Consider the following 21,756-nt stretch of genomic DNA (forward strand, 5'->3'; position numbering starts at 1 on the left):
ACAATGCATCACTATCTGTCAACGGTAATTTTCGGATTGTTTTGTATTCCTGTCTTCTCTCAGGTGGAGCCGGATATAAAGCAACTGGAAGAGCTGGAAGTTACCGGAGCCAGATTAGATCGTTATTATGTGGATTCATTGAATGTTTATATTTCCCGAAAAGAAATCGAAGCGCTTCAACCGGATGATCTGGGTGAATTGCTTAAAAAATTACCGGGTGTAAATGTGAAATCCTATGGCGGATTAGGTGGATTAAAAACAGTATCAATACGCGGATTAGGCGGACAACACACCAACTTCGTTATGGATGGGTTTAGTCAGTCACAAACACAGACAGGGCAAGTCAATCTCGGACAAATTCAGCTGGACAATATCGAATCGGTTGTTGTACAACGCGGAGGAGCTTCCGAACTGAACATCCCGGTCGCAGCACAATTGAGTGGAAATGCAATCGTATTGGAATCCTTTCAATCCTTGCCTCCAACAATACCTTTACAACAAAAACTGTACACAAAATTTGGCTCATTTGGTCAGGTTGACCACCATTACATTGGAAAAACGGGAGGAGAAAAGTTTTTTGGGAGCCTGTTTCTGAAATACCGGCAGGCGCATGGCTCCTATCCTTTCCGGTACATGAATTACCAAACTGAAATAAAAGGAATACGTCAAAACAACGATTACACAGATATTAGCGGTGGATTGAACTTTCGTTATCAACCATATAAGAACCACCAACTCAATGTTTACTTTCAACACCTGGAGGCAGATCAGGGAGTTCCAGGAGCAGTCGTCCTGTACAATGATTTCGCGAAACAACGACTCACCACCACCAATACACAGTTCAAAGCCGATTACAAAGGAAAGGTGAAGTTTCTCAACTACCGTTTTCATTACACGACGATGAACGACAGTTTACTATACGTCGACCCGGCTTATCTCAATACGGCCGGAGAATTGAAATCCAGTTACCGGAATCGTGTACATGACTTCGGGCTGACGATGGGAACATCCATACGTGATCACTTCCATTTGAATGTGGGAGTGCAGGAAATTTACAGCAAATTGCGTTCTGTTGAATCACTGACAGCAAGTCCGGAACGGTTTCATTTTCTTTCCTTTCTGAAGGGAACCTACGCATCCACCAGATGGACAGCTATTGCACAACTTGGGTTGCACCACGTACAGGAATTTAACAAGAATGGTGATAAGGCTGAAAACCGATCCCGCTTCAATCCATACATGGAATTGCGGCATCATTTCACAGAAAAGATCGCACTGATCGGGTATTACCGGAACTCCTTCCGGATGCCGAATTTCAATGAACTGTACTACAACAACATCGGGAATACGGAACTGGAACCGGAAGATGCCAACCAGTTTGCCCTCACGGCCTCCTGGACAATCGTAGACAGGAATAATATCTACCTGGGCATGCAGGCGGGCGGGTATTACCACCAAGTCAAAAATATGATCCTTACCATTCCCACCAAAAATTTGTTTGTCTGGTCTGTTCAAAATGTCGGGAAAAATGAGGTTCGCGGCGGTGACCTGATTGCCTCGTTCAGTTGGGCATTTGCAAAAAAATGGTCGACGCAATTGACTGCAAATTACACCTATCAGCAATCGCTGGATGTAAGTGACAGAAACAGCCCCAGCTACAAACATCAGGTTGCTTACAATCCTCTGCACGTCATCAACGCGGATGTTTCAGTGCATTACAGAAACCTCGGCATCAGGCTTTCATCCTTCCATAGTTCCGAACGATACACATTGAATGAAAACATTCCCGCCAATAAAATAGACGGTTTCAGCACGTTTGATCTGTCTGTATTCAACCGGTTCAAACTGGATGAACACAACAGCATTCGTCTACAGATTACCGTTAAAAATATTACCGACGAATCGTATGCATTTGTACGCAATTACATCATGCCCGGCCGTCATTACTTATTTACTTTTGTATATGCGTTTATATAAAATCATTATTATTTGTACAGGATTATTCCTATTTTCCTGTAAAAAGGAGCAACCGGAAGACCCCGGGAATACACCTGTAGACCAATTTAACAACGGGGTACTTGTTGTCAATGAAGGATTGTTTCAACAGAACAATTCAACGTTAAGTTGGGTTAATTTTGCAACAGAAACTGTCAACGGAGCGATTTTCGAACAGAAAACAAACCGACAGCTCGGTGATACCGGTAACGATATCGCACGCTACGGTGGGAAAATTTACGTCGTTGTGAATGTATCCAGCACGATCGAAGTACTGGACGCGAAGACCGGAAATCCAATCAAACAGATCAGCATGCTGTCCAACGGAATCCCCAAACAACCACGCTTTATCGAATTCTACAACGGAAAAGCATTCGTTCCCTGCTTTGACGGGTATGTCGATGTAATTGACACCCTCAGCCTGGAAGTTATCCAGCGCATACCGGTCGGTTCAAACCCGGATGGTATTCACAAAGTAAACGACCGGTTATTTGTTGCCAATTCAGGAGGATTGAATTATCCGAACGTAGACTCTACTCTTTCGGTAATTGATCCGGTAGCACTCACCGAGGTTGGAAGGATTGTGGTCGGTAAAAATCCAACCCGGATCCAATCTGATATGAACGGAGATGTGTATGTCATCACACAAACCGGTTTAAATACGCTGAATACCCAATTGGTAAAAGTTGATCATCAGGCACTGACTGTCGAGACAATCTATCCGTTACCTGTGAATCGAATGGAACGGGTCGGCGCTAATTTTTTATTGTACACCTCTTCCGGGAACACGTCTTCGCTTCAGTTGTTTGATCCTGTGACAGGATTTGTTATCAATCCAAATTTCATAGATGCCAGCCTGTTTACTACATTTTACGGTGCGCAATATGACAGCAGCAGAAATCAAATCTACTGTTTTGACGCAATGGGATACGTCAATTCCGGTTACATCCGTGTGTTTTCATCCAACGGAACACACTTAAAAAACATAAAAGTTGATTTAAATCCTTCTAAACTATTAATCTATGAATAATTTTTTTACTTCATTGGCAGTTACTGCACTGCCCTTTATCAGCTTATCACAAAGTTTTGCTCCCCCTGCCGGTCAGCCGGGAAGTACAGCCATCCACAAGGACAGTTCTGTTTTTTTAGCATGGGCAACACACTGTGAGGTACAACGGGGCTACATGAACATTGAAGATCCATCCCTGGGATATGCTTCGTTCGGAAATGAAACAGATGCAACGGGACCTGCCGGCGGAACAACAACCTCAGTTGTTTCTCTGGGCGACGGAGGAACGGCAACCTTGACATTTGACGGACCGATTACCAATGGTAACGGGCCTGATTTTGCGGTTTTCGAAAACGGTTTGAGTGATACTTTTTTAGAAATAGGTTTTGTGGAAGTGAGCAGCGACGGGCAGCACTTTGTAAGATTCCCGGCTGTTTCAGAAGTTCAGACAGACACACAAATCGGAGGATTCGGCAGTGTTGATTGTCGCTACATTCACAATTTCGCAGGAAAATACAGAGTCGGATACGGAACCCCGTTTGACCTGGAAGATTTGAAAGATTCTGCAGGAATTGACCTGAATGCAGTAACGCATGTCCGCATTGTCGATGCAATCGGAAGCATTGATCCAACCTATGCAACATATGACAGCCAGGGAACAATTGTCAACAACCTGCACCCCACTCCGTTTGAATCTTCCGGATTTGACCTGGATGCCGTAGGCCTGATCCATGTGGGAACTGTTTCACTTGAACAGAAAGAAACATCAATTTTTGCGCTATACCCCAATCCGGCAACAACAACGATTACCGTTCAGTCACAGCAACCCGGAGATTACACTGTGACAACTATGATGGGAAAGGTTGTCTTATCGGGAGAATTAACTACTGCAACACACCTCATCAATATATCGGACCTGAAAACAGGAATTTATTTTCTATCAACGGTCAACGGTCAGTGCCTGAAATTCGTTAAAAAGTAAAACACTCCTTTTTCCCGGATTCATACTATTTTTTAACCGAAAAAGGCTGTTTCCATCCATCGAAACAGCCTTTTTTATAACTCGTTGTCTTGTTTATCAAGGTCAGGAGAAGCATTAACCTTCGACATAAAATTAGTAGTTTTTGATTAAATGTTAATGCATTTAACCTATTTCTGCAAAGACGCAAAAATGCTATCAAAACACCCCATACCTTTGCGACTTGGTGAGCTATTTTCATACAAATTATTAAAGGAAAATGCGTTTGCCCTGATTCTCTTTTCAACATTGCCCGACAATTCACATCTTTCCTTATCTTTGGAACAAATCATTCTGCAATGCTCACACCTGAAACAGATAAAAAATTATTTTTGATTGATGCATACGCCATCATCTTCCGTGCTTATTTTGCTTTTGCAAAAAATCCGCGGATCAATTCTAAAGGGTTGAATACTTCTGCCGCTTTTGGCTTTACCAATTCCCTGATAGATGTTCTCAAAAAAGAAAAACCGACCCATATAGCAGTTGTATTTGACCCTCCCGGCGGTTCTGTCACCCGGAAAGAATCGTATGAGGCCTACAAAGCACACCGGAATGAAACTCCGGAAGGGATCATTACCAATATTGAACCGATTAAGCGTATCATTGATGCATTTAACATCCCGATTATTGAAGTGGAAGGATACGAAGCAGATGATGTAATCGGCACCATGTCTAAAATGGCAGAAAAAGCGGGATACCTCACATACATGGTTACCCCGGATAAAGATTACGGCCAGTTGGTAACGGAACGTTCGTTGATGTACAAACCGGGAAGAGGTGGCGAACCTGCACAAATCTGGGGACCAAAAGAAATTTGCGAAAAATTCGAACTGGATTCCGTGGATCAGGTCATTGATTACCTCGGACTAATGGGGGATGCCTCCGATAATATACCGGGGATGCCGGGAATAGGACCGAAAACCGCTTCAAAATTATTGAAGGAATTCGGAACGATGGAAAATATTTTTGCTCATACCGACCAACTGAAAGGAAAGCAAAAAGAAGTCTTTGAAACGCAACAGTCACTTGGGCTGCTATCCAAAGAACTGGCGCGCATCATAACGGATGTCACCGTTGAATTTAATGAAGAACAATTGGAATTAAATGATCCGGATCCCGATAAAATAAGAGCTGTATTCGCCGATCTGGAATTCAAAGGATTTACGCAAAAAATACTGGGAGAAGAATTAGTAGTAACCGCAGCGGGAAAAGTCAATGAACTCGGACAACTGGATTTATTTGGTGTTAACGATGTTGAACAAGTAGAGCAAAAAGTAACCGCTGAAGTTTCCGGGTTCAAAACATTCGAAACGGAAACAACCAATTACCAACTGGTACAGACACCGGAAGAACGAAAAGAACTCCTGGATTTATTAATGCAACAAAAAGAAGTCTGCTTCGATACAGAAACGACAGGACTGGACTCCCTGCACGCCGATATGGTAGGCATGTCGTTCTCCTTTAAAGCCGGAGAAGCCTTTTACGTTCCGACTCCGGTTAATTATGAAGCAGCAAAAGCCATTGTTGAAGAATTCAGACCGTTTTTTGAATCCGGTGACATTCTGAAGATCGCGCACAATGTCAAATATGATCTAAAAATCCTGCGCCGTTACAATGTACGCGTCGCCTACCCGATGTTTGATACGATGATTGCTCATTACCTGATCAGCCCGGAATCAAAACAGGGAATGGATTTCCTTGCCGAATTTTACCTGCAGTACAAACCGATTTCCATTGAGACATTAATCGGTAAAAAGGGGAAAAACCAGGGAAATATGGGGGATCTTGCACCGGAAGAGATCTCTGACTATGCCTGTGAAGATGCGGATATCACCTTCCGGCTCAAACAAATCTTTGCACCTGAAATTGAAAAAGATCACCTCAAATCCTTGTTCTATGACATGGAAATGCCGTTGGTCGAAATCCTGGCTGACATGGAACGGGAAGGAATTGCGATTGACAGTCAATTTCTCAAAGACTATTCCAATCAACTGGGGAATCAGTTGGCGGAACTGGAAACGGGGATCAAAGAAATGGCAGGAATGGATTTCAATGTCGATTCTCCGAAACAACTCGGAGACGTCTTATTTGATCACCTGAAAATTTCGGCGAAAGCAAAAAAAACGAAAACGGGACAATACGCAACCTCGGAAGATATTCTGCAGTCTCTGGTCAATGCTCACCCGATCATTCCGAAAATACTGGAGTACCGGGAATACAAAAAATTAAAGAGTACCTATGTGGACCCGCTACCAACGATGAAAGACGCGGTTGACGGACGCATTCATACGCAATTCATGCAAACGGTGACAGCTACAGGCCGTTTGAGTTCGAATAATCCCAACCTGCAAAACATTCCGATCCGGACAGAAGCAGGAAGAGAAATCCGGAAATCCTTTGTCGCTAAAAATGGAGATTACCAACTATTGGCCGCCGATTACTCACAAATCGAATTGCGGATTATAGCCGCTCTGAGCGAAGATAAAAACATGGTTGCAGCATTCCAATCCGGAGAAGACATTCATGCCGCTACCGCTTCAAAAGTATATGGCGTAGCACTCAAGGATGTATCGAGAGAGCAACGAAGTGCTGCAAAAGCGGTCAATTTCGGAATTATTTACGGTCAATCCGCGTTCGGATTGTCTCAAAACCTGGGTATTTCACGTACCGAAGCGAAGCAGATTATTGACAGTTATTTCGAACAGTATTCTACGGTAAAAACCTACATGGACGGAGCGATTGCACAAGCGAGGGAAAAGGGATACGTCGAAACGATTTACAAACGAAGAAGGTACCTTCCGGACATCAATTCTGCAAATGCCGTTGTACGTGGTTTTGCGGAACGAAACGCCATCAATGCGCCGATTCAGGGGTCTGCTGCCGATGTCATCAAACTGGCGATGATTGCTGTGTACCGCGAAATGAAGAAAGCAGGTGTAAAATCCCGCCTCATCCTTCAGGTACATGATGAATTGGTGTTTGATATCCACAAAGATGAAGTGGAACTGATGAAAAACCTCATTAAAAACGCAATGGAAAGTGCCGTCAACCTGATTGTCCCGATGAAGGCTGAAATGGAGTTAGGCAACAACTGGCTCGAAGCTCATTAAAAATGGAACGTATGAATCCGAGAATCTGGTCGACCTCACCACGAATGGTGTACATACAAATAGCCATTATGAGTCTCATCAGCATTTCTGCAATTGTCTGTGTACTTGTTGTTCCTGGCATAGCTATTTCAGCTAAAACACTTTTGATTTCAACCCCATTTACTTCTTGCTTATTTCTGATAATTCAGGTACAATACATGGAGCTGGAAGAACATCAATTTGTTTTAAAAACCATTCTTTCAAAAACAGCTTACCGGTACGATGAACTAAAAAGCTATGAGTTAAAAAATGAAGCAGGTACCAATTGCTTGGTAATTCACCTGAAAAAACCACTTTTTTTTCGTCGACAGTTTGTTTTTCAAGGAATAACAAAAGAACATCCGGAATACCTGGTATTCCTGGAAAAAATCAAACGTCAGCGATGAGCAATTAACACATCAAATCATACAGTTGTTTTAACCGGAAAGAAGCCGATTACTCTATAACCACCCGCTTGGTCCACATCCGGTCTTCCCCGACGACATTCAGCAGAAAATAACCTGCAGGCAGATCTGAGACATTGAGAAGTGCTGTTGATTCACCTGTTATCCATGCCTGTTTTACAATGATTCTTCCGGATAAATCCATTAATTCAACGCGGGTAACTTGTTGTGTATTGAATACTTCTATCGTCACGAAATCTTTTCCTGGATTCGGATAAACACGCCAATCCAGTATCATCAGTTCGTCAACACCCAAAGTAGAGGTAAAAACTTCTGATGTATACGTACACCCAAAACTGTCTGCAACAACTGCGGTATAATTTCCGGCACTGTTAATCTGAAGGGTTTGTCCCGTTTCTCCGACAATCTCCTGCCCGTTCAACCACCAGGAAACAGTCAATCCTTCCGGGTAATTTCCAACTGTTAAAACATCCGCCCCGCTCAATCCGACAATCGGGTCAATTGCCGGGTCGCAATAGAGCACGTCGATTTCATTTGATGTATTGGTGCAGTTTCCTCCATTGATGGCCAGTACCGAATAAATTCCCGATTGGTCTACAACAATAGACGGTCCGACGGCACCGACTAATAATTCACCATTCAAATACCACTGGTAGGCATCGCCGAGATCCGGAGTAGACAATGTATATGTCAAGGCATCATAAGCAATAACGGGCGCATCCGGGAACGGATATACATGAATGGTATCCACCGACACCACAACCGGAGTCGGATTGATCACCTGGTGACTGATCATGTAATTAATTGTGGACGTTCCTGCAGTACATCCGTTGCAACCGTTCAGATTCATCGTGTGTGCTCCCATGTAATCATCTGCACCGAAATAGACTTCTCCCGCACTTTCATCGGCGTCATAAATCTCAATGACATAGGTGTTTGCAGGATTCAAATTGATGGACAATGAAGGCCAGCTTACAGGCGGATCCTGATCCAGGATGTACATTGACTGGTAGATTGCCGTTCCGTTTTCCTTTAAAATAAAATAAGCGTCAGCATTTTCGTACGATGGGAAACCACCGCCGTAATTACTCATTGCCGTGACGTCGACCTGTGTTAACGTATAAACATCCAACGGCGTCTGGTTATCGTATGCTTCGTACTGTACAATATAATCTCCCGGAGTTGTATATACCTGGGGAGCTGGATTCTCCAGTGAGGAGGTATTCCCATTACCGAAATCCCATGTATATGCCAGTAATCCGGGGTTATTATTGGTAAATGTAACCGTCAATGGTGTACAACCGGATGCACCGGACATGGAAAACCCATCATTTGTCGTATTCACAACTGTCGGCAAAATCTCAAAGAACACCTGAAATGTAACAGGAATTCCCTGTGCAATAGTTAAATCCGCGACTACGGAAACATCTACATTGTATTGACCGGCCAGTAATGGTGTCCCACTTACATGTACACATCCGTATTGATTGATCTGCGGATTGTAATTACAGTCATTCTGATATTCATTGCACTGCCAGGTTAACCCAACCGGAAGAGAGACAGAAAGAATTTTAAAGTTGGTAAAGTCGTACCCCATCGTATCTGTCGGCATAACAAATGTAATATCCGTAGCGTATGGTTGACCAACACTTCCTGTCGGCATGGTGTCCGGATAAATACCAGGAGCTGTTTCAGAGAAATTAATGGCGCAAACTTGTGCGCTTACGATTCCTGAAAACACCAGGAAAAACAACGTAGAAATAGTTTTCATAGAATACTGTTAGTTTGCGTAAAAATACACTATTTTTTCACAAAAGCAAGTATTAAGGGAATCTATTTCAACACTTCACAAAAATACAACAGAGACATCGACAATGTAGTAGAAGCACCATAAATGATGTATGACACACCTCACCATTCGGTTTGAAAAACGGATTTTAATTTGTCGGGGTGAACTCCATCTGCTCGATCTGCATGGAACGATCAATTACGTTGATCTCCAGTTCCAGGATCGCTTTCAGTGACATGTAATCAATTTTATCGGCATCATCTGTCGATTTGTGGTAATCCGGATGTCCTCCCGTGTGAAAAAACAAGACCGGTATATTTTTCAGATAAAATGAAGTCTGATCGGAACCTCCTTTTCCGTCTTTTCCGGTATAAAATTTAATGTCGCTTGTGATGTCTTCAAAAATTTCAGCGAATGCGGGACTTGTCCCATAACCGATAACCGCCACACCATTTTCAGGATTGTATCGGCCGATCATATCCATGTTCAGCATCCAGTGTACCTGCTCCAGGGGAATGACCGGATGTTCGGTATAGTGCAACGATCCCAGTAATCCTAATTCCTCTGCTCCGAATGCAATAAACAACAAGTTGAATGGCTCTTTCAGGTCATTTTGAGCATATACGCGCGCCAGTTCCAACAACCCTGCAACACCGGAAGCATTGTCATCCGCTCCGTTGTGAATCTGACCGATATTCAGTGTATCCCGTGAACCTCCGATTGTACCGTGTCCTAAATGATCATAGTGTGCACCGATTACAATGGTCTTAGCGGCTCCGTTATCCAAAAATCCGATCACATTATCTGCAGGTCGCAGACTATCAGCAACAGGTACTTTCTTAATTTTGGCAGTAAATGGTTGCCGGTATCCCTTCTCCCCTTTTGGTTGCAGTCCGAATTGCCGGAACTGCTTTTCAATATATGTCGCTGCTTTTTCTACCTGCCGGCTCCCGGTCTCACGCCCTTTCATCTTGTCCGATGCCAGAAAAGCGATGTGTTTTTTCAGGTTATTTTCAGAAATGCGTTCCTGTGCATGGGATTGCAAAAAGAAACATACGAACAGAATGAATAAAAAGCGATGTAACATATGGCAAAGATATAAATGCCGGGATAATTTTGAATATTGAATGATGAATATTGAATGTTGGGTGATGAATATTGAGTATTGAGCAGGCAGTAAATGAAATTCATTATCCGATCAAACAACCTAAAATAAATTCCATTAAAAATGATTGAAAGGTGCGTAGAACTATTCGTAATTTTAATTAACTTTGTGCTCTTTTTGTATAAAAATTAATAGTATTTCGCAATGAGCAAAATGAAGCTTTCCGAATTTAGTTTCGATTTACCACAAGAATTAATTGCCGAACACCCTTCCGAAAACCGTGACGAAGCCAGATTGATGGTCGTTCACCGCAAATCAGGAAAAATTGAACATAAATTATTCAAAGATTTAGTAAATTATTTTTCTGACGGAGATGTGATGATCCGTAATAATACACGTGTATTCCCTGCAAGAATGTACGGAAACAAAGAAAAAACAGGAGCGAAGATCGAAGTTTTCCTGTTGCGTGAATTGAACCGCGAAAGTTTATTGTGGGACGTATTGGTGGATCCTGCAAGAAAGATTCGGATCGGAAATAAGTTGTATTTCGGAGAAGACGATTCGTTGGTTGCGGAAGTAATTGACAATACGACTTCAAGAGGGCGTACATTGCGTTTCCTGTTTGACGGTCCGTACGAAGAATTTAAAGCAAAAATTACAGAGCTGGGAGAAACACCTCTTCCTAAATACATCAAACGTGCGGTTGAGCCGGAAGATGAAGACCGTTACCAAACGATTTTCGCCACTGAAGAAGGCGCTGTTGCTGCACCAACTGCAGGATTGCATTTTTCACGGGAATTGCTGAAACGTTTGGAACTGAAAGGTGTCAACTTTGCAGATGTGACATTACACATCGGTCTGGGGACGTTTCGTCCGGTAGAAGTGGAAGACCTGACCAAGCACAAAATGGATTCAGAGCAAGTCATCATCTCACAAAAAAGCGCAGATATTGTAAACGAAGCCATTCACAATAAAAAACGCGTATGTGCGATCGGTACAACTTCCATGCGCGCAATTGAATCTTCCGTATCTACAGACGGTACTTTGAAAGCATATGACGGATGGACGAATAAATTCATCTTTCCTCCATACGATTTCAGCATCGCAAATTGCATGATTACGAATTTCCATACGCCACTTTCCACGTTGTTGATGATGATCTCTGCATTTGCAGGTCATGAGGTAATGATGAAAGCATATCACACGGCAATCGAAGAGAAGTACAAATTCTACTCGTATGGTGACGCTATGTTGATTATTGATTAAGAAAAAGCGCAACGATATAGTAAGAACGGGAAGCAGGTATGTTTCCCGTTTTTTGTTTGGCTTACCGGTTATTTCCAAAATAAATAGTCCGCTGCTTACTGAATGGATTTCCTCATTGAGTCTTCTGTCACACAACAACAAGACCATTCGCCTAACTTTGGATGTATATCTAAATGTATTTATTATGAAACATGTCAACATTACTTACTTACTCGGAACAGCTTTGCTTTCCGCGACTCTGATGGTTACTTCCTGCGGAAAAACGACAAAGGGAAAAATTGACAACGAATGGAAGGTCACAAATTATGAAGAAACAACTGTCTGGATTGACAAAACAATGACACAGACGGAGGTTATAAAATTAGATCAGTCAGACGTTGCTATAACTTATATCCAGTCGGCATCAGGGCAACCAACGATAACAAGTACCAACCAGGGGAAGGTCCTGCAACATGCATTTACCATTCGCAAAGACGGAACGTGGAGTCTGATCCGGGAATATTATACAGAACATACATCTCAGGATACACTCAGACGATTTACGCGTTATTATTCGGCTTCCGGATCGTGGAATTTCCTGGAAAAAGGAAAAGAAGACGGGTATGGAAAACGGGAGCGGATTTTATTCCAGACCTTACAGGAGAAGACATCCAACGTTCTTACATTCATGATGGAAGGGCAACCGGACATCGTACCGACGTCTGACGTAACCAATAAAACGTATGAACCGGGAGATTTTTCAACGATTTATGTTGTTGAGAATTCATCTAAGAAGAACTTATCTTTGACCTCCGAAAGTATCGTAAAAACAGACAATAGCTTTTCGGGAGCATCTGCTATTGAGAAGTCAGTTAAACTAAATTTAGAATAATATACAACACCACTATCACAACAAATAAAGCCTCAGCGATGGGGCTTTTGTTGTTAAATCACTTATTCACCCCAATCACAAAGTACACTACCTGTTTTTCATTGACTTCTGTACTGAATCGAATTGTTTCATTACCGCTCAATTGTAACTGATTACTCGTTTTTGAGCGAAAAACGGATTCCATTTTGTCTTCCAGTGTTGCACCGTTGGCTTTCCCTATTTGTTGTTTCACAGCATCGTAGTCAATCGGTTGCTTCGTCACCAGCACCGCGAATTTGTCTTTATTACCAATTTCATCCGGCTGCATGGAATAGTCGGAAGGAAACAAGCGTGTACCCGTAATTCCGCAATACGGGGAGTGTTTGGGAGTGTATGGAAATAAAACAGAAATCGTCCCGTCATTTTCTTGCCCGAATACATAGGTATAACATTCCTGGTTATTGGTAAATTCAATTTTAAATTTGTCGGTTTTCTTTACCTTGCCTGTCGTTTCAAAGTAATGGTCTGAAATTGCGTTCAGTGCGATTGTTTTCTTTCCGGTGTTCAGTTCCAGTCCGAAACTTCCATCAAAAGAAGTTACTGTTTTTTTACCGGCATCCCCCATCGGGTATAATCCATACGCTTCTACATTGAATTCTTTGAAATCCGAATACCGCACCCAGGCAAATCCGTTTTTCCCCCAATCCGTTCCCCAGGAATTCATCAGTAAAAATGAACCTCCTTCGTAGTAATCATCATACCCTACCACACACATGGCATGTCCTCCGAATCCTTGTTGGTAATAATCCTGTGTCGTAGGGTTCCAAAATTCTTTTCCCATCATTCCCTGCATAAACGAACCGCCCACCATCATACCGATAATGATCGGAGAACCTTTTGCCAGGTTTTGTTTCATCCCCAGAACCTCGTATACCTTTCCTCTTTTTTCATCTGTCAGTCGTTGAAACCCTTTTATTTTGTAGACACTCGCCTGCTGTTTCAACGTTTCGGAGGGTTTCTCCGTACAATTATTTTCATTGTAGCGGAACGAATTGAAAGGAACTGCGCCGATTTCCAGCATATTGTCCATTGCATACTTGATGTACGATCCCTGACACGTCTTATGATCAATGCTGATCTGGTTGTACATAAACGAAGGAGAAAATTTAATGTCATCCGGACGCTGCCCTGTCCGTTGAGCTTCAATGATCGTGCGCGCGGCATAAGCACTTGCCCACGCAACACAAGATCCCTGCACTCCCTGGTTCATTGGTGTAGGGCAATATTTCTGTAAACTCACCTTTTCCGGCAGCGGATTCTTTTTATTATCGGCGAGTGGTTCGAAGATTTCTGTTTCATTGTAGATTTCTTTGTTCATCTCCCCTCCCAATGAAAACGGTAAGTTTCCCTGGTTCAGTAATCCGTCGGCTGAGCATCCTTTTCCGGCGAAAAAATAAAGTCCCACTCCGATCACAGCAACAATGAGAAGTAATTTCGGACGCTTTAGTAAATATGGCAGAAAATTGATCAATAATCCGATCAGACCTCCTCCCAATCCTCCTCCGGAAGACGAAGAACCTCCTCCCCGGTAGGAACGTTTCGATTTGTTGTTGCCATCAGGATCATCCTGAACCATTTTAATTGCCATAGCGATGCAGATAAGTTACCTGCACAAATGTACTTTTTTTTCGCTGTCGTTGAATACTTTACGTCAGAATACTTTCTCCTGTTCACTTAACTTGTTCATTTTTCAGTCGTACCATCCGGAACAATCTCCGGGAAAGATGAAATAATTCAGAATGTTTGATTTAATTTTACGGTGAATTAGTACACGTATGAATGTTGAATTGAGAACGGTTACCGTTACCCAGTACATCACTCCACTTCGGGAAGGAGGATCGTTGCCCGCGCTTGCTGAAGGATGTGACGGTTTTAAATACGTCATTAAATTCCGCGGAGCGGGGCATGGAGTCAAAGCATTGATCTCCGAATTACTGGGAGGATTAATCGCTAAATACCTGGGATTAAAGGTTCCTGAGATTGTTTTCATTGAATTGGACGAACGGTTCGGGCAAACGGAGGCGGATGAAGAAATACAGGATTTGTTAAAGTTCAGCAAAGGACTGAACCTGGGACTGCACTTTCTGTCCGGGGCAATCACGTATGATGTCGCATCGAATGACTGCGATTCGTACCTGGCATCTAAGATTGTATGGCTGGACAGTTTTATCACCAATGTAGACCGCACATACCGCAATACCAATCTGTTAATCTGGAACAAGGAATTGTGGCTCATCGACCATGGAGCAGCGTTTTATTTTCACCACTCATGGGACAATTGGGAACAAACAGCTGTTACCCCGTTTACGATGATCAAAGACCACGCATTGATTTCAAAAGCAACAGAACTGAAACGGGTTCATGAAGAATTCACAGCCCGGTTAAATGATGATGTTCTCCGGACAATTGTCAATCTGATTCCGGATGAATTTTTAAACTGGGAAGAAGGCCCGGACAATGATGCGATCCGGGAAGTATATTTCCGATTTTTGTCGAACCGATTGGCACATGCCGATGTCTTTTTTAAAGCCGCTGAAGATGCAGGAAAAGTTCGTATATGAGTATGCCGTCATTCGGGTTGTTCCGAGAGTGGAGCGGGAAGAATTTATCAATGTCGGATTGATTCTGTTCAGCAAGCGGAAACGCTACATTCGCTTTCAGTACCAGGTACCGGAACACAAGATTCGTGCTTTCTGCTCAGAATTTGACATACAACAATTGCAAGAAAACCTGGAATCATTTACCAAAATATGTTCAGGAGCATCAAACGGAGGTCCGATTGCACAACTGGAAGCAGACGAACGGTTTCGTTGGATTACCGCAATTAAAAGTTCGAGTATTCAATCCTCCCGCCCTCACCCAGGATTATCTGTGGATTTGGACGCCACATTTGAAAAATTGTACCGGGAACTGGTTCTGTAACAGTTACAACCTTCTGCTCCTCTTATTATTTTCATTGAGCTTTTCGATAATTTTATCGCGGGTAGCACACCCTGCCGATTCCAATACACTCAATGCTTTTTTAGCAGTGCTGTATTTAAAAAAATCATTCACAATGTGCTTTTCACCGGTAGCAAGCACCAATATGAGGTCATACGTAATTGATTTTGATTTATTCCCGTTGTAAAAATTGGTCGGAGCCACAAAAGCAGGTGTTGTGCCGTATGTCGTATACATGTATCTCCCCGATTCCGACGACAGCCACAGTTGAAACGAATCATTGGTAGTGAACGGACTCCACTTTCCGAATTTTATCCCTGCGATCACCTTGTATTTTCTATAGCGAAGTAATCGTGTATCGATTTCAATCCCTGAAACAGACAAAAATAGCGCAAGTGCTACCATGGCGATTAGAATTGACAGAAGTCCGATATACACAAATCCAATTGCAGCCAAAAATGCCAGTATAGTTGCAGGCATCACATATTGATTTGTAATGCCTTCCCGAATGGTATGTACTCCGCCTTTTATTGTCAACTCTGTTTATTGTAACATCTTTTTCAATTCTTCCTGAATCTCTTTTCCCTTATTGGCATTGTACCAATTTTGGAGTTCAATTTTGATGCGTTCAAATTCGGCATTTTCTTCTTTCAGGCGGTTCATCAGACTTTGTGCGCCGGCAGGACGTGGTCCCCAGGTAAACAAATCCGTTCCGTTTTCGTCTCTGCTCACTAACTTCGGAATTGCTTTCCCTCCGTTTGTCAGGTACGAATCAATTAAAAAAGGAGCCGTATCCCGTAACTGCAATTCATACGTAATCGCAGGGGACAGTTCAGCCATGCGGACCAGGAACGGAACAATGTGGGAAGCATCCCCGCACCACGGTTCCGTGATGATAATCCAATGTTGTCTGACAGATAATTTTTCCAGTAATTGTATCAATTCATCTTCCAGCACCATGGTTTTCGTCCATCGTTTCATCCGGGATTCATTCAATTTGGTATAGTTGAAATAATCCGGATTATCGTAAGGAGCCGCAGGAGCTTCAGCAGTTAGTATCTGCTCAAATAACAAGGTATATTCAGTATAGTTCATTTTCTCTGTTTATGTTAATATAAAAATCGCTTTGAATGAAACTAAAAAATCCTTCCGAACAAGTCGAAAGGATTTCAATATCTGGAGAAAATAACGATGAATTATTTTCTTGTGTGACGTCCGTAACGGCTTTGGAATTTATCGATACGACCTGCTGTATCCACAAACTGAACAATTCCTGTAAAAAACGGGTGAGATTTATGAGAGATATCCAGTTTTACCAATGGATACTCATTTCCATCTTCCCATGTAACTGTTTCTGTTGAAGTTGCACATGAAGGACACAAAAATGCATAGTCGTTCGACATGTCCTTAAACACTACCAATCTGTAATCTGCCGGATGTATATCTTTTTTCATTTTGAATTATTATTATCTATTTCTCCCAAAAACGGACTGCAAATTTATACAAACTTTTTTAAATAACATACAATTTACTGCAAAAATAAAATAACTATCCGTTGTTTTCGTTATTTTTACATCGAATCTTATGGAGAATAGAACAAAAAACACCTATATCAAGCGACTGAAATATACATTTCTGTTGTTTTCGCTATCAGCTCTGGCTGTCTTATCGCTCAATACTTCCTGTAAAAAGGCACTTCTTTTTTCAAAAGGAAATCTTGCGTTCTCTAAAGATACAGTAGTTTTTGATACGGTATTTACAACCATCGGCTCAACGACACAGCAATTGAAAATCTACAACAAAGAATCAAATACTGTTGTTATTGAAGAAGTGGAGTTGATGGGGGGAAGTTCTTCTCCTTACCGCATTAACCTGGACGGATTGCAAGGTACGGCATTCTCAGCAATCGAGCTGGAAGGAAAAGACAGTTTGTTTTTATTTGTGGAAGTCACATTAAATCCCAACGGAGGAACATTGCCAATGGTTGTTGAAGATTCGATCCGGTTTCGAACCAACGGAAAAGACCAATACGTTATTCTCGCTGCCTGGGGACAGGACATCTACTACCATTACTCCAATCTCAGCGGTCCGTCAAGCGGATGGGATCTGAATGAAGGAATCTGGCCCAATGATAAACCACACTTGATTTACGGGGCTGCATTCGTAGATGAAAACAAGCAACTGACCATTCCTGCGGGGACGAAAATCTATCTGCATAAAAATTCGTTTTTATACGTCTATAAAGGAACTTTAAACATCCTGGGAACTTACGAAAATGAAGTGATCATCCAGGGAGATCGCCTGGAAAGTGACTATGCGAAAGTAACAGGTCAGTATTACGGGGTATATTTCAATGAAGCAAAGACATCGACGATTGAGTACGCTATCATTAAAAACGGAACAACCGGTGTACACATTGAAAAAGATGGTGGAAACGGAGCCAATCCGACAGTCAGATTGAAAAATACCATTATTCAAAATCACGCCCGGTATGGGATCATGAATTTCGCAGGAGGAAAAGTCGATGCAGAAAATTGCGTTATCACGAACAACGGATTTCATGCCTTCATCAACCTTGCGGGAGGCGGGTTTAATTTCAATCATTGTACCATTGCCGGTTATGCGACAGGTGACGGGCAATTACCAGCCATGGGGATCAGCGATTTTTACGACGATGGCGACAATATACTGGTAGCGAATGTAACCGGAACCGTTAAAAATTGTGTGGTGTATGGAAATATGGATGGAGAAATTGCCTTCAACCTGGACAATGTCGGTACCAATACCTTTGAAATTGATCATTGTGTCATCAAAATGAATACGCCGGGCACTGAAAGTTTTTACACCAACATTATCTGGAATCAGAATCCGGCATTTAAAAACCCGCTGGAATTTGACTACGACATCTGGTCCACTTCTTCACTGATCGATAAAGGTATCGCAACAACTCCTCTTGTTGATAAAGATATCAGAGGAAAACTACGCAGTAATCCTCCCGACATTGGTGCGTACGAATTTTAGAAGTACCACACATACCCGATATTCACATTGATGAAGCGCAGATACGTATTATAAATCTCCGCAATTTTATGGGAATGCAGGTCATTGGAAGAAACATTGACAAAATCGGTTGTTAGTGGTCGTCCGTCTGCCTGAGAAGTTTCTCCGTGTCCCCCTTCGTGAACACCGTGCTCGTGATCGCTCATGTACTTAATATTGATGTAATCCGTTTTTCGCGCACTGCTTAGGTAGGAAACAGAAACATACAACCTCCCCTGACTTTCATCTCCTTTGATGGTGCCCACAAGATCCAACTCTACTCCTGTTTCCAGTCCGTAGGTCAATCCCGAAGTACCGTGAGAAATCCTATCAACCAACGGTTTACAATCGTCTTCATCCATCGGATCGGCAATCCGGATTCGGGACCGCATAAAATTGTACCCGATCAGCGGCATTACATAGGGTTTTACCTGTTGATACGATGATGTAAAGTAGATTTTCGTTCCGAACTGTACCTTGTTCATCAGACTTCTGAACGTTACATCGGTTACGGTTGTCGAGCCGTCATCAAAAATAAATGTTTCCGTGGATGTTTTAGAACTATATTGCCCGATTGATCCTCTTAATTCGAGAAACAATGGTACACGTCGGTGTGGCTTTACCGACAAGAACATACCTCCGCCGTAATTTGTGCTCATTCGGGGCATCTGTGAATGAATCGGTATGTCGGCCAATCCGTGAATTCCAAACTGGACTCTGCGATCAACCTGTGACAACAACATACAGGGAAGGAAGCTGAAAACAACGATGTATAGTTTTTTCATAGTACGGTTTTTTAGATAACTCATAATCAGCAACAAAATAAGTGCCAATTACTTTTCTCTAAAAAACTACCCTCTCTGACGCTCCAGCAATACCATCATCATTACAGAAAGCATGATGTTTGTTTTATCTTCCGGGGAAATGTCATCCAGCTGCTCCAGCTTAAATTTTCGGCCGAAAAACGAATGCACTTTTGACAAACGGGCTACCAACCTCCCCTGCTGGTCTTTGATACCATACTTCGGATGGAATAAATACCCTGTAAAAAACGAAACAATCGGAATTTCACCCACCATTGAATCGCCGACTTTTGCCCACGGGTTTTCTTCCTTGATTTCATACATCGCCTGTTTTTCCCTATTAAAAATAGTATAACTTGCCTTCCAGAGCGACTTCATTCCTTTGCGCCCCATACTTCCGATCAACGTATCTGAATTGGCTTCGGTAAAGGAATAATGTGCATTGAAATCAATCCATCGATCCGCTTTTAAATGGTACAATTCTTTCTTTTTGGATTCATCACTGAACACAACTACACTCTCTTTGAAGCGAAATAGTTTCTGACGGACGTATGCACGAACGTTATTTCGTCCGTCTTTCACAACAAAATCATTATAGATCGTTGTAATCTTGAATTCAAAATCCAACGGGAACTGCAATTCATTCAGGTCGCTTGTTTCCCGCTGAAAATTATCTAATAAGTCTCTACTGTTCATGGTGTAAATATAATAATTGGGAGCAATAAAAAAGGGCATTGATCACTCAACGCCCTCTTCTGTTTATTAATAATCGTTAATTCACTTCCGGATACGGGTAAATATCGGCAAAATTGACCGGTTTTCCCCCAATTTGTTTGTTGATCAACGAACGTTTTAAATCAGTCAATGACTCACACCCTGCTGCCGAGAAAAGTCCCAGGAAGTCTTTGACGGTTTCGTGTTGGTAATTTTTTACACGTTTCCATTTTTCCTCGACCACCAATCCCTTCACTTTGGACGGCTTATTGGTTGCTACTCCCGCAGGACATGTGTTTTTATGACATGCCAATGCCTGAATACATCCCAGAGAAAGCATCATTCCCCGTGCAGAGTTACAGATATCCGCTCCCATTGACAATGCTTTGAAAATATCAAATCCGTCAACTATTTTGGCAGATGCAATGATGCGAATGTCTTTTTTCAGATCGTATTTGATCAGCGTATCCACCACAAAGGTCAATGCATTTTCTAACGGCATTCCCACGTGATCAGAGAAAACGATCGGTGCTGCTCCCGTACCTCCTTCTGCTCCGTCAACGGTAATAAAATCCGGTTTTCTACCTGTTCTCACCATCACCTGGCAGATTTCTTCAAATTCTTTGGTGTTACCGATACAAATTTTAAATCCAACCGGTTTTCCGTTTGCCAGTTCGCGCATCTCATCAATGAACATCAGGAGTCCTTCAGAGTTCGAAAATTTTCGGTGTCCCGGAGGAGAATCCACTTCCGTAAACGGTTCCACTCCACGAATCGCAGCAATTTCAAGGTTGTTTTTAGCCGCAGGCAAAATTCCTCCATGTCCGGGTTTTGCTCCCTGTGACAATTTCAGCTCAATCATTTTTACTTCCGGGTAATTCGCCGTCACCTTAAACTTTTCAGGGTCAAAGTTCCCGTCTGCTGCACGACACCCAAAATATCCCGTACCGATTTGGTACACCAGGTCGCCCCCCATGCGGTGGTACGGAGAAATACTTCCTTCTCCTGTATTGTGGTAAAAACCTCCTGCCAATGCCCCCTTGTTCAGAGCCATGATCGCATTTTTACTCAACGAACCGTAGGACATGGCTGAAATATTGAACAACGCCGCATCGTATGGTTGTGTACATTTATCTCCTCCAAAACGCACTTTCGGAGCCGTTTTGATGTGCGGAGAAGGATAAATCGAGTGTTGAATCCACTCGTTTCCTTCGATTGATAAGTCCAGTTCCGTTCCAAACGGGTGCTTGTCATTCTGCAACTTTGCACGTGAATAAATATAGGTTCGTTGTGTCCGGTTTAATGGTTTCCCTTCTGTATCCGATTCAATGAAATACTGACGGATTTCCGGTCCGATTCCTTCCAGTAAAAACCGCAGGTGACCGATGATCGGGAAATTGCGGAGAATGGTCCGCTTTTTTTGTGTGACGTCGTAAATTCCGACAATTGTCAGAAAGAGGCAGATTGCCACCAGCATTGGCCATGTTTGGAATACCAATAAAAACAAAATTACCACCAGTCCAAGTACCGATGAGATAAAAACAATTACAGGCTTCATATTATGATGCTTTTTTGAGATTATACATTAATAAAAAATTTGTTCTATTTCCTG

Annotated in this window: 19 protein-coding genes; 10 read left to right on the forward strand and 9 right to left on the reverse strand. The window is 42.4% G+C overall.

Annotated elements, in window-relative coordinates; genetic code table 11:
* Window positions 1–3: 3 nt before the first annotated feature.
* The 5 genes from H9Y05_RS14095 to H9Y05_RS14115 all read left to right on the forward strand — a co-directional run bounded on the left by H9Y05_RS14095 (window position 4) and on the right by H9Y05_RS14115 (window position 7,560).
* Window positions 4–1,977: a TonB-dependent receptor plug domain-containing protein gene (locus H9Y05_RS14095; RefSeq protein WP_216714651.1), complete on the forward strand. Its 1,974-nt coding sequence runs from the start codon at window positions 4–6 to the stop codon at window positions 1,975–1,977.
* A complete protein-coding gene (locus H9Y05_RS14100; protein ID WP_216714652.1) occupies window positions 1,964–3,025 on the forward strand; it encodes a YncE family protein in 1,062 nt (353 codons plus the stop codon). Before H9Y05_RS14095 ends, H9Y05_RS14100 begins: the two co-directional genes overlap by 14 nt.
* Window positions 3,018–3,986 (forward strand): T9SS type A sorting domain-containing protein, encoded by a 969-nt coding sequence (locus tag H9Y05_RS14105; protein WP_216714653.1) that lies wholly within the window; start codon window positions 3,018–3,020, stop codon window positions 3,984–3,986. Before H9Y05_RS14100 ends, H9Y05_RS14105 begins: the two co-directional genes overlap by 8 nt.
* Window positions 3,987–4,321: 335 nt before the next feature.
* Complete coding sequence (polA, locus tag H9Y05_RS14110; protein ID WP_216714654.1) at window positions 4,322–7,135, forward strand: DNA polymerase I; 2,814 nt, start codon at window positions 4,322–4,324, stop codon at window positions 7,133–7,135.
* An 11-nt stretch (window positions 7,136–7,146) separates the two neighbouring features.
* Window positions 7,147–7,560 (forward strand): hypothetical protein, encoded by a 414-nt coding sequence (locus tag H9Y05_RS14115; protein ID WP_216714655.1) that lies wholly within the window; start codon window positions 7,147–7,149, stop codon window positions 7,558–7,560.
* Between the two features lie 49 nt (window positions 7,561–7,609).
* Here the strand turns inward: H9Y05_RS14115 and H9Y05_RS14120 are convergent, their stop codons facing one another.
* Both H9Y05_RS14120 and H9Y05_RS14125 read right to left on the reverse strand, forming a co-directional pair.
* Window positions 7,610–9,349 (reverse strand): T9SS type A sorting domain-containing protein, encoded by a 1,740-nt coding sequence (locus tag H9Y05_RS14120; RefSeq protein WP_216714656.1) that lies wholly within the window; start codon window positions 9,347–9,349, stop codon window positions 7,610–7,612.
* Window positions 9,350–9,515: 166 nt separating this feature from the next.
* Window positions 9,516–10,454 carry a M20/M25/M40 family metallo-hydrolase gene (locus tag H9Y05_RS14125; RefSeq protein ID WP_216714657.1) on the reverse strand — a complete coding sequence of 313 codons (939 nt, stop codon included), beginning with the start codon at window positions 10,452–10,454 and terminating at the stop codon, window positions 9,516–9,518.
* 231 nt (window positions 10,455–10,685) lie between these two features.
* On the opposite strand from H9Y05_RS14125, the gene queA reads away from it, so the two are divergent.
* A complete protein-coding gene (gene queA, locus H9Y05_RS14130) occupies window positions 10,686–11,738 on the forward strand; it encodes a tRNA preQ1(34) S-adenosylmethionine ribosyltransferase-isomerase QueA (protein ID WP_163491365.1) in 1,053 nt (350 codons plus the stop codon).
* Window positions 11,739–11,922: 184 nt separating this feature from the next.
* Window positions 11,923–12,609, forward strand: coding sequence for a hypothetical protein (locus H9Y05_RS14135; RefSeq protein WP_163491018.1), 687 nt, complete (start codon window positions 11,923–11,925; stop codon window positions 12,607–12,609).
* 58 nt (window positions 12,610–12,667) lie between these two features.
* Here the strand turns inward: H9Y05_RS14135 and H9Y05_RS14140 are convergent, their stop codons facing one another.
* A complete protein-coding gene (locus tag H9Y05_RS14140; RefSeq protein WP_216714658.1) occupies window positions 12,668–14,236 on the reverse strand; it encodes a C1 family peptidase in 1,569 nt (522 codons plus the stop codon).
* Between the two features lie 187 nt (window positions 14,237–14,423).
* Here H9Y05_RS14140 and H9Y05_RS14145 point away from each other — a divergent pair, with 187 nt between their 5' ends.
* Both H9Y05_RS14145 and H9Y05_RS14150 read left to right on the forward strand, forming a co-directional pair.
* The gene (locus H9Y05_RS14145) at window positions 14,424–15,209 is read left to right on the forward strand and encodes a HipA family kinase (protein WP_216714659.1); all 786 of its coding nucleotides are present in this window, start codon (window positions 14,424–14,426) and stop codon (window positions 15,207–15,209) included.
* Window positions 15,187–15,570 carry a DUF3037 domain-containing protein gene (locus tag H9Y05_RS14150; protein WP_163491015.1) on the forward strand — a complete coding sequence of 128 codons (384 nt, stop codon included), beginning with the start codon at window positions 15,187–15,189 and terminating at the stop codon, window positions 15,568–15,570. The genes H9Y05_RS14145 and H9Y05_RS14150 overlap by 23 nt, the downstream gene beginning before the upstream one ends.
* Before the next feature lie 3 nt (window positions 15,571–15,573).
* Here H9Y05_RS14150 and H9Y05_RS14155 read toward each other — a convergent pair whose 3' ends face one another.
* The 3 genes from H9Y05_RS14155 to H9Y05_RS14165 form a co-directional block, all read right to left on the reverse strand.
* Window positions 15,574–16,125, reverse strand: coding sequence for a hypothetical protein (locus H9Y05_RS14155; protein ID WP_216714660.1), 552 nt, complete (start codon window positions 16,123–16,125; stop codon window positions 15,574–15,576).
* Between the two features lie 6 nt (window positions 16,126–16,131).
* Window positions 16,132–16,683 (reverse strand): thioredoxin family protein, encoded by a 552-nt coding sequence (locus H9Y05_RS14160; RefSeq protein WP_163491014.1) that lies wholly within the window; start codon window positions 16,681–16,683, stop codon window positions 16,132–16,134.
* A 101-nt stretch (window positions 16,684–16,784) separates the two neighbouring features.
* Window positions 16,785–17,042 (reverse strand): type B 50S ribosomal protein L31, encoded by a 258-nt coding sequence (locus H9Y05_RS14165; RefSeq protein WP_163491013.1) that lies wholly within the window; start codon window positions 17,040–17,042, stop codon window positions 16,785–16,787.
* Between the two features lie 130 nt (window positions 17,043–17,172).
* On the opposite strand from H9Y05_RS14165, the gene H9Y05_RS14170 reads away from it, so the two are divergent.
* Window positions 17,173–18,609, forward strand: a complete 1,437-nt coding sequence (locus tag H9Y05_RS14170) for a right-handed parallel beta-helix repeat-containing protein (protein ID WP_216714661.1) — start codon at window positions 17,173–17,175, stop codon at window positions 18,607–18,609.
* Here the strand turns inward: H9Y05_RS14170 and H9Y05_RS14175 are convergent.
* From H9Y05_RS14175 to H9Y05_RS14185, 3 genes are all read right to left on the reverse strand, one after another.
* Entirely contained in the window at window positions 18,606–19,412 is an 807-nt protein-coding gene (locus tag H9Y05_RS14175; protein WP_216714662.1) for a hypothetical protein, read from the reverse strand. The two genes, H9Y05_RS14170 and H9Y05_RS14175, sit on opposite strands and share 4 nt — an antisense overlap.
* A gap of 66 nt (window positions 19,413–19,478) precedes the next feature.
* The gene (locus H9Y05_RS14180) at window positions 19,479–20,126 is read right to left on the reverse strand and encodes a hypothetical protein (RefSeq protein WP_163491010.1); all 648 of its coding nucleotides are present in this window, start codon (window positions 20,124–20,126) and stop codon (window positions 19,479–19,481) included.
* Window positions 20,127–20,202: 76 nt separating this feature from the next.
* On the reverse strand, window positions 20,203–21,702 hold the full coding sequence (locus H9Y05_RS14185) for an FMN-binding glutamate synthase family protein (protein WP_163491009.1): 1,500 nt from the start codon (window positions 21,700–21,702) through the stop codon (window positions 20,203–20,205).
* Between the last annotated feature and the right edge of the window lie 54 nt (window positions 21,703–21,756).

Source organism: Taishania pollutisoli (assembly GCF_014518315.1).
In the GTDB taxonomy this organism is placed as follows: domain Bacteria; phylum Bacteroidota; class Bacteroidia; order Flavobacteriales_D; family Crocinitomicaceae; genus Taishania; species Taishania pollutisoli.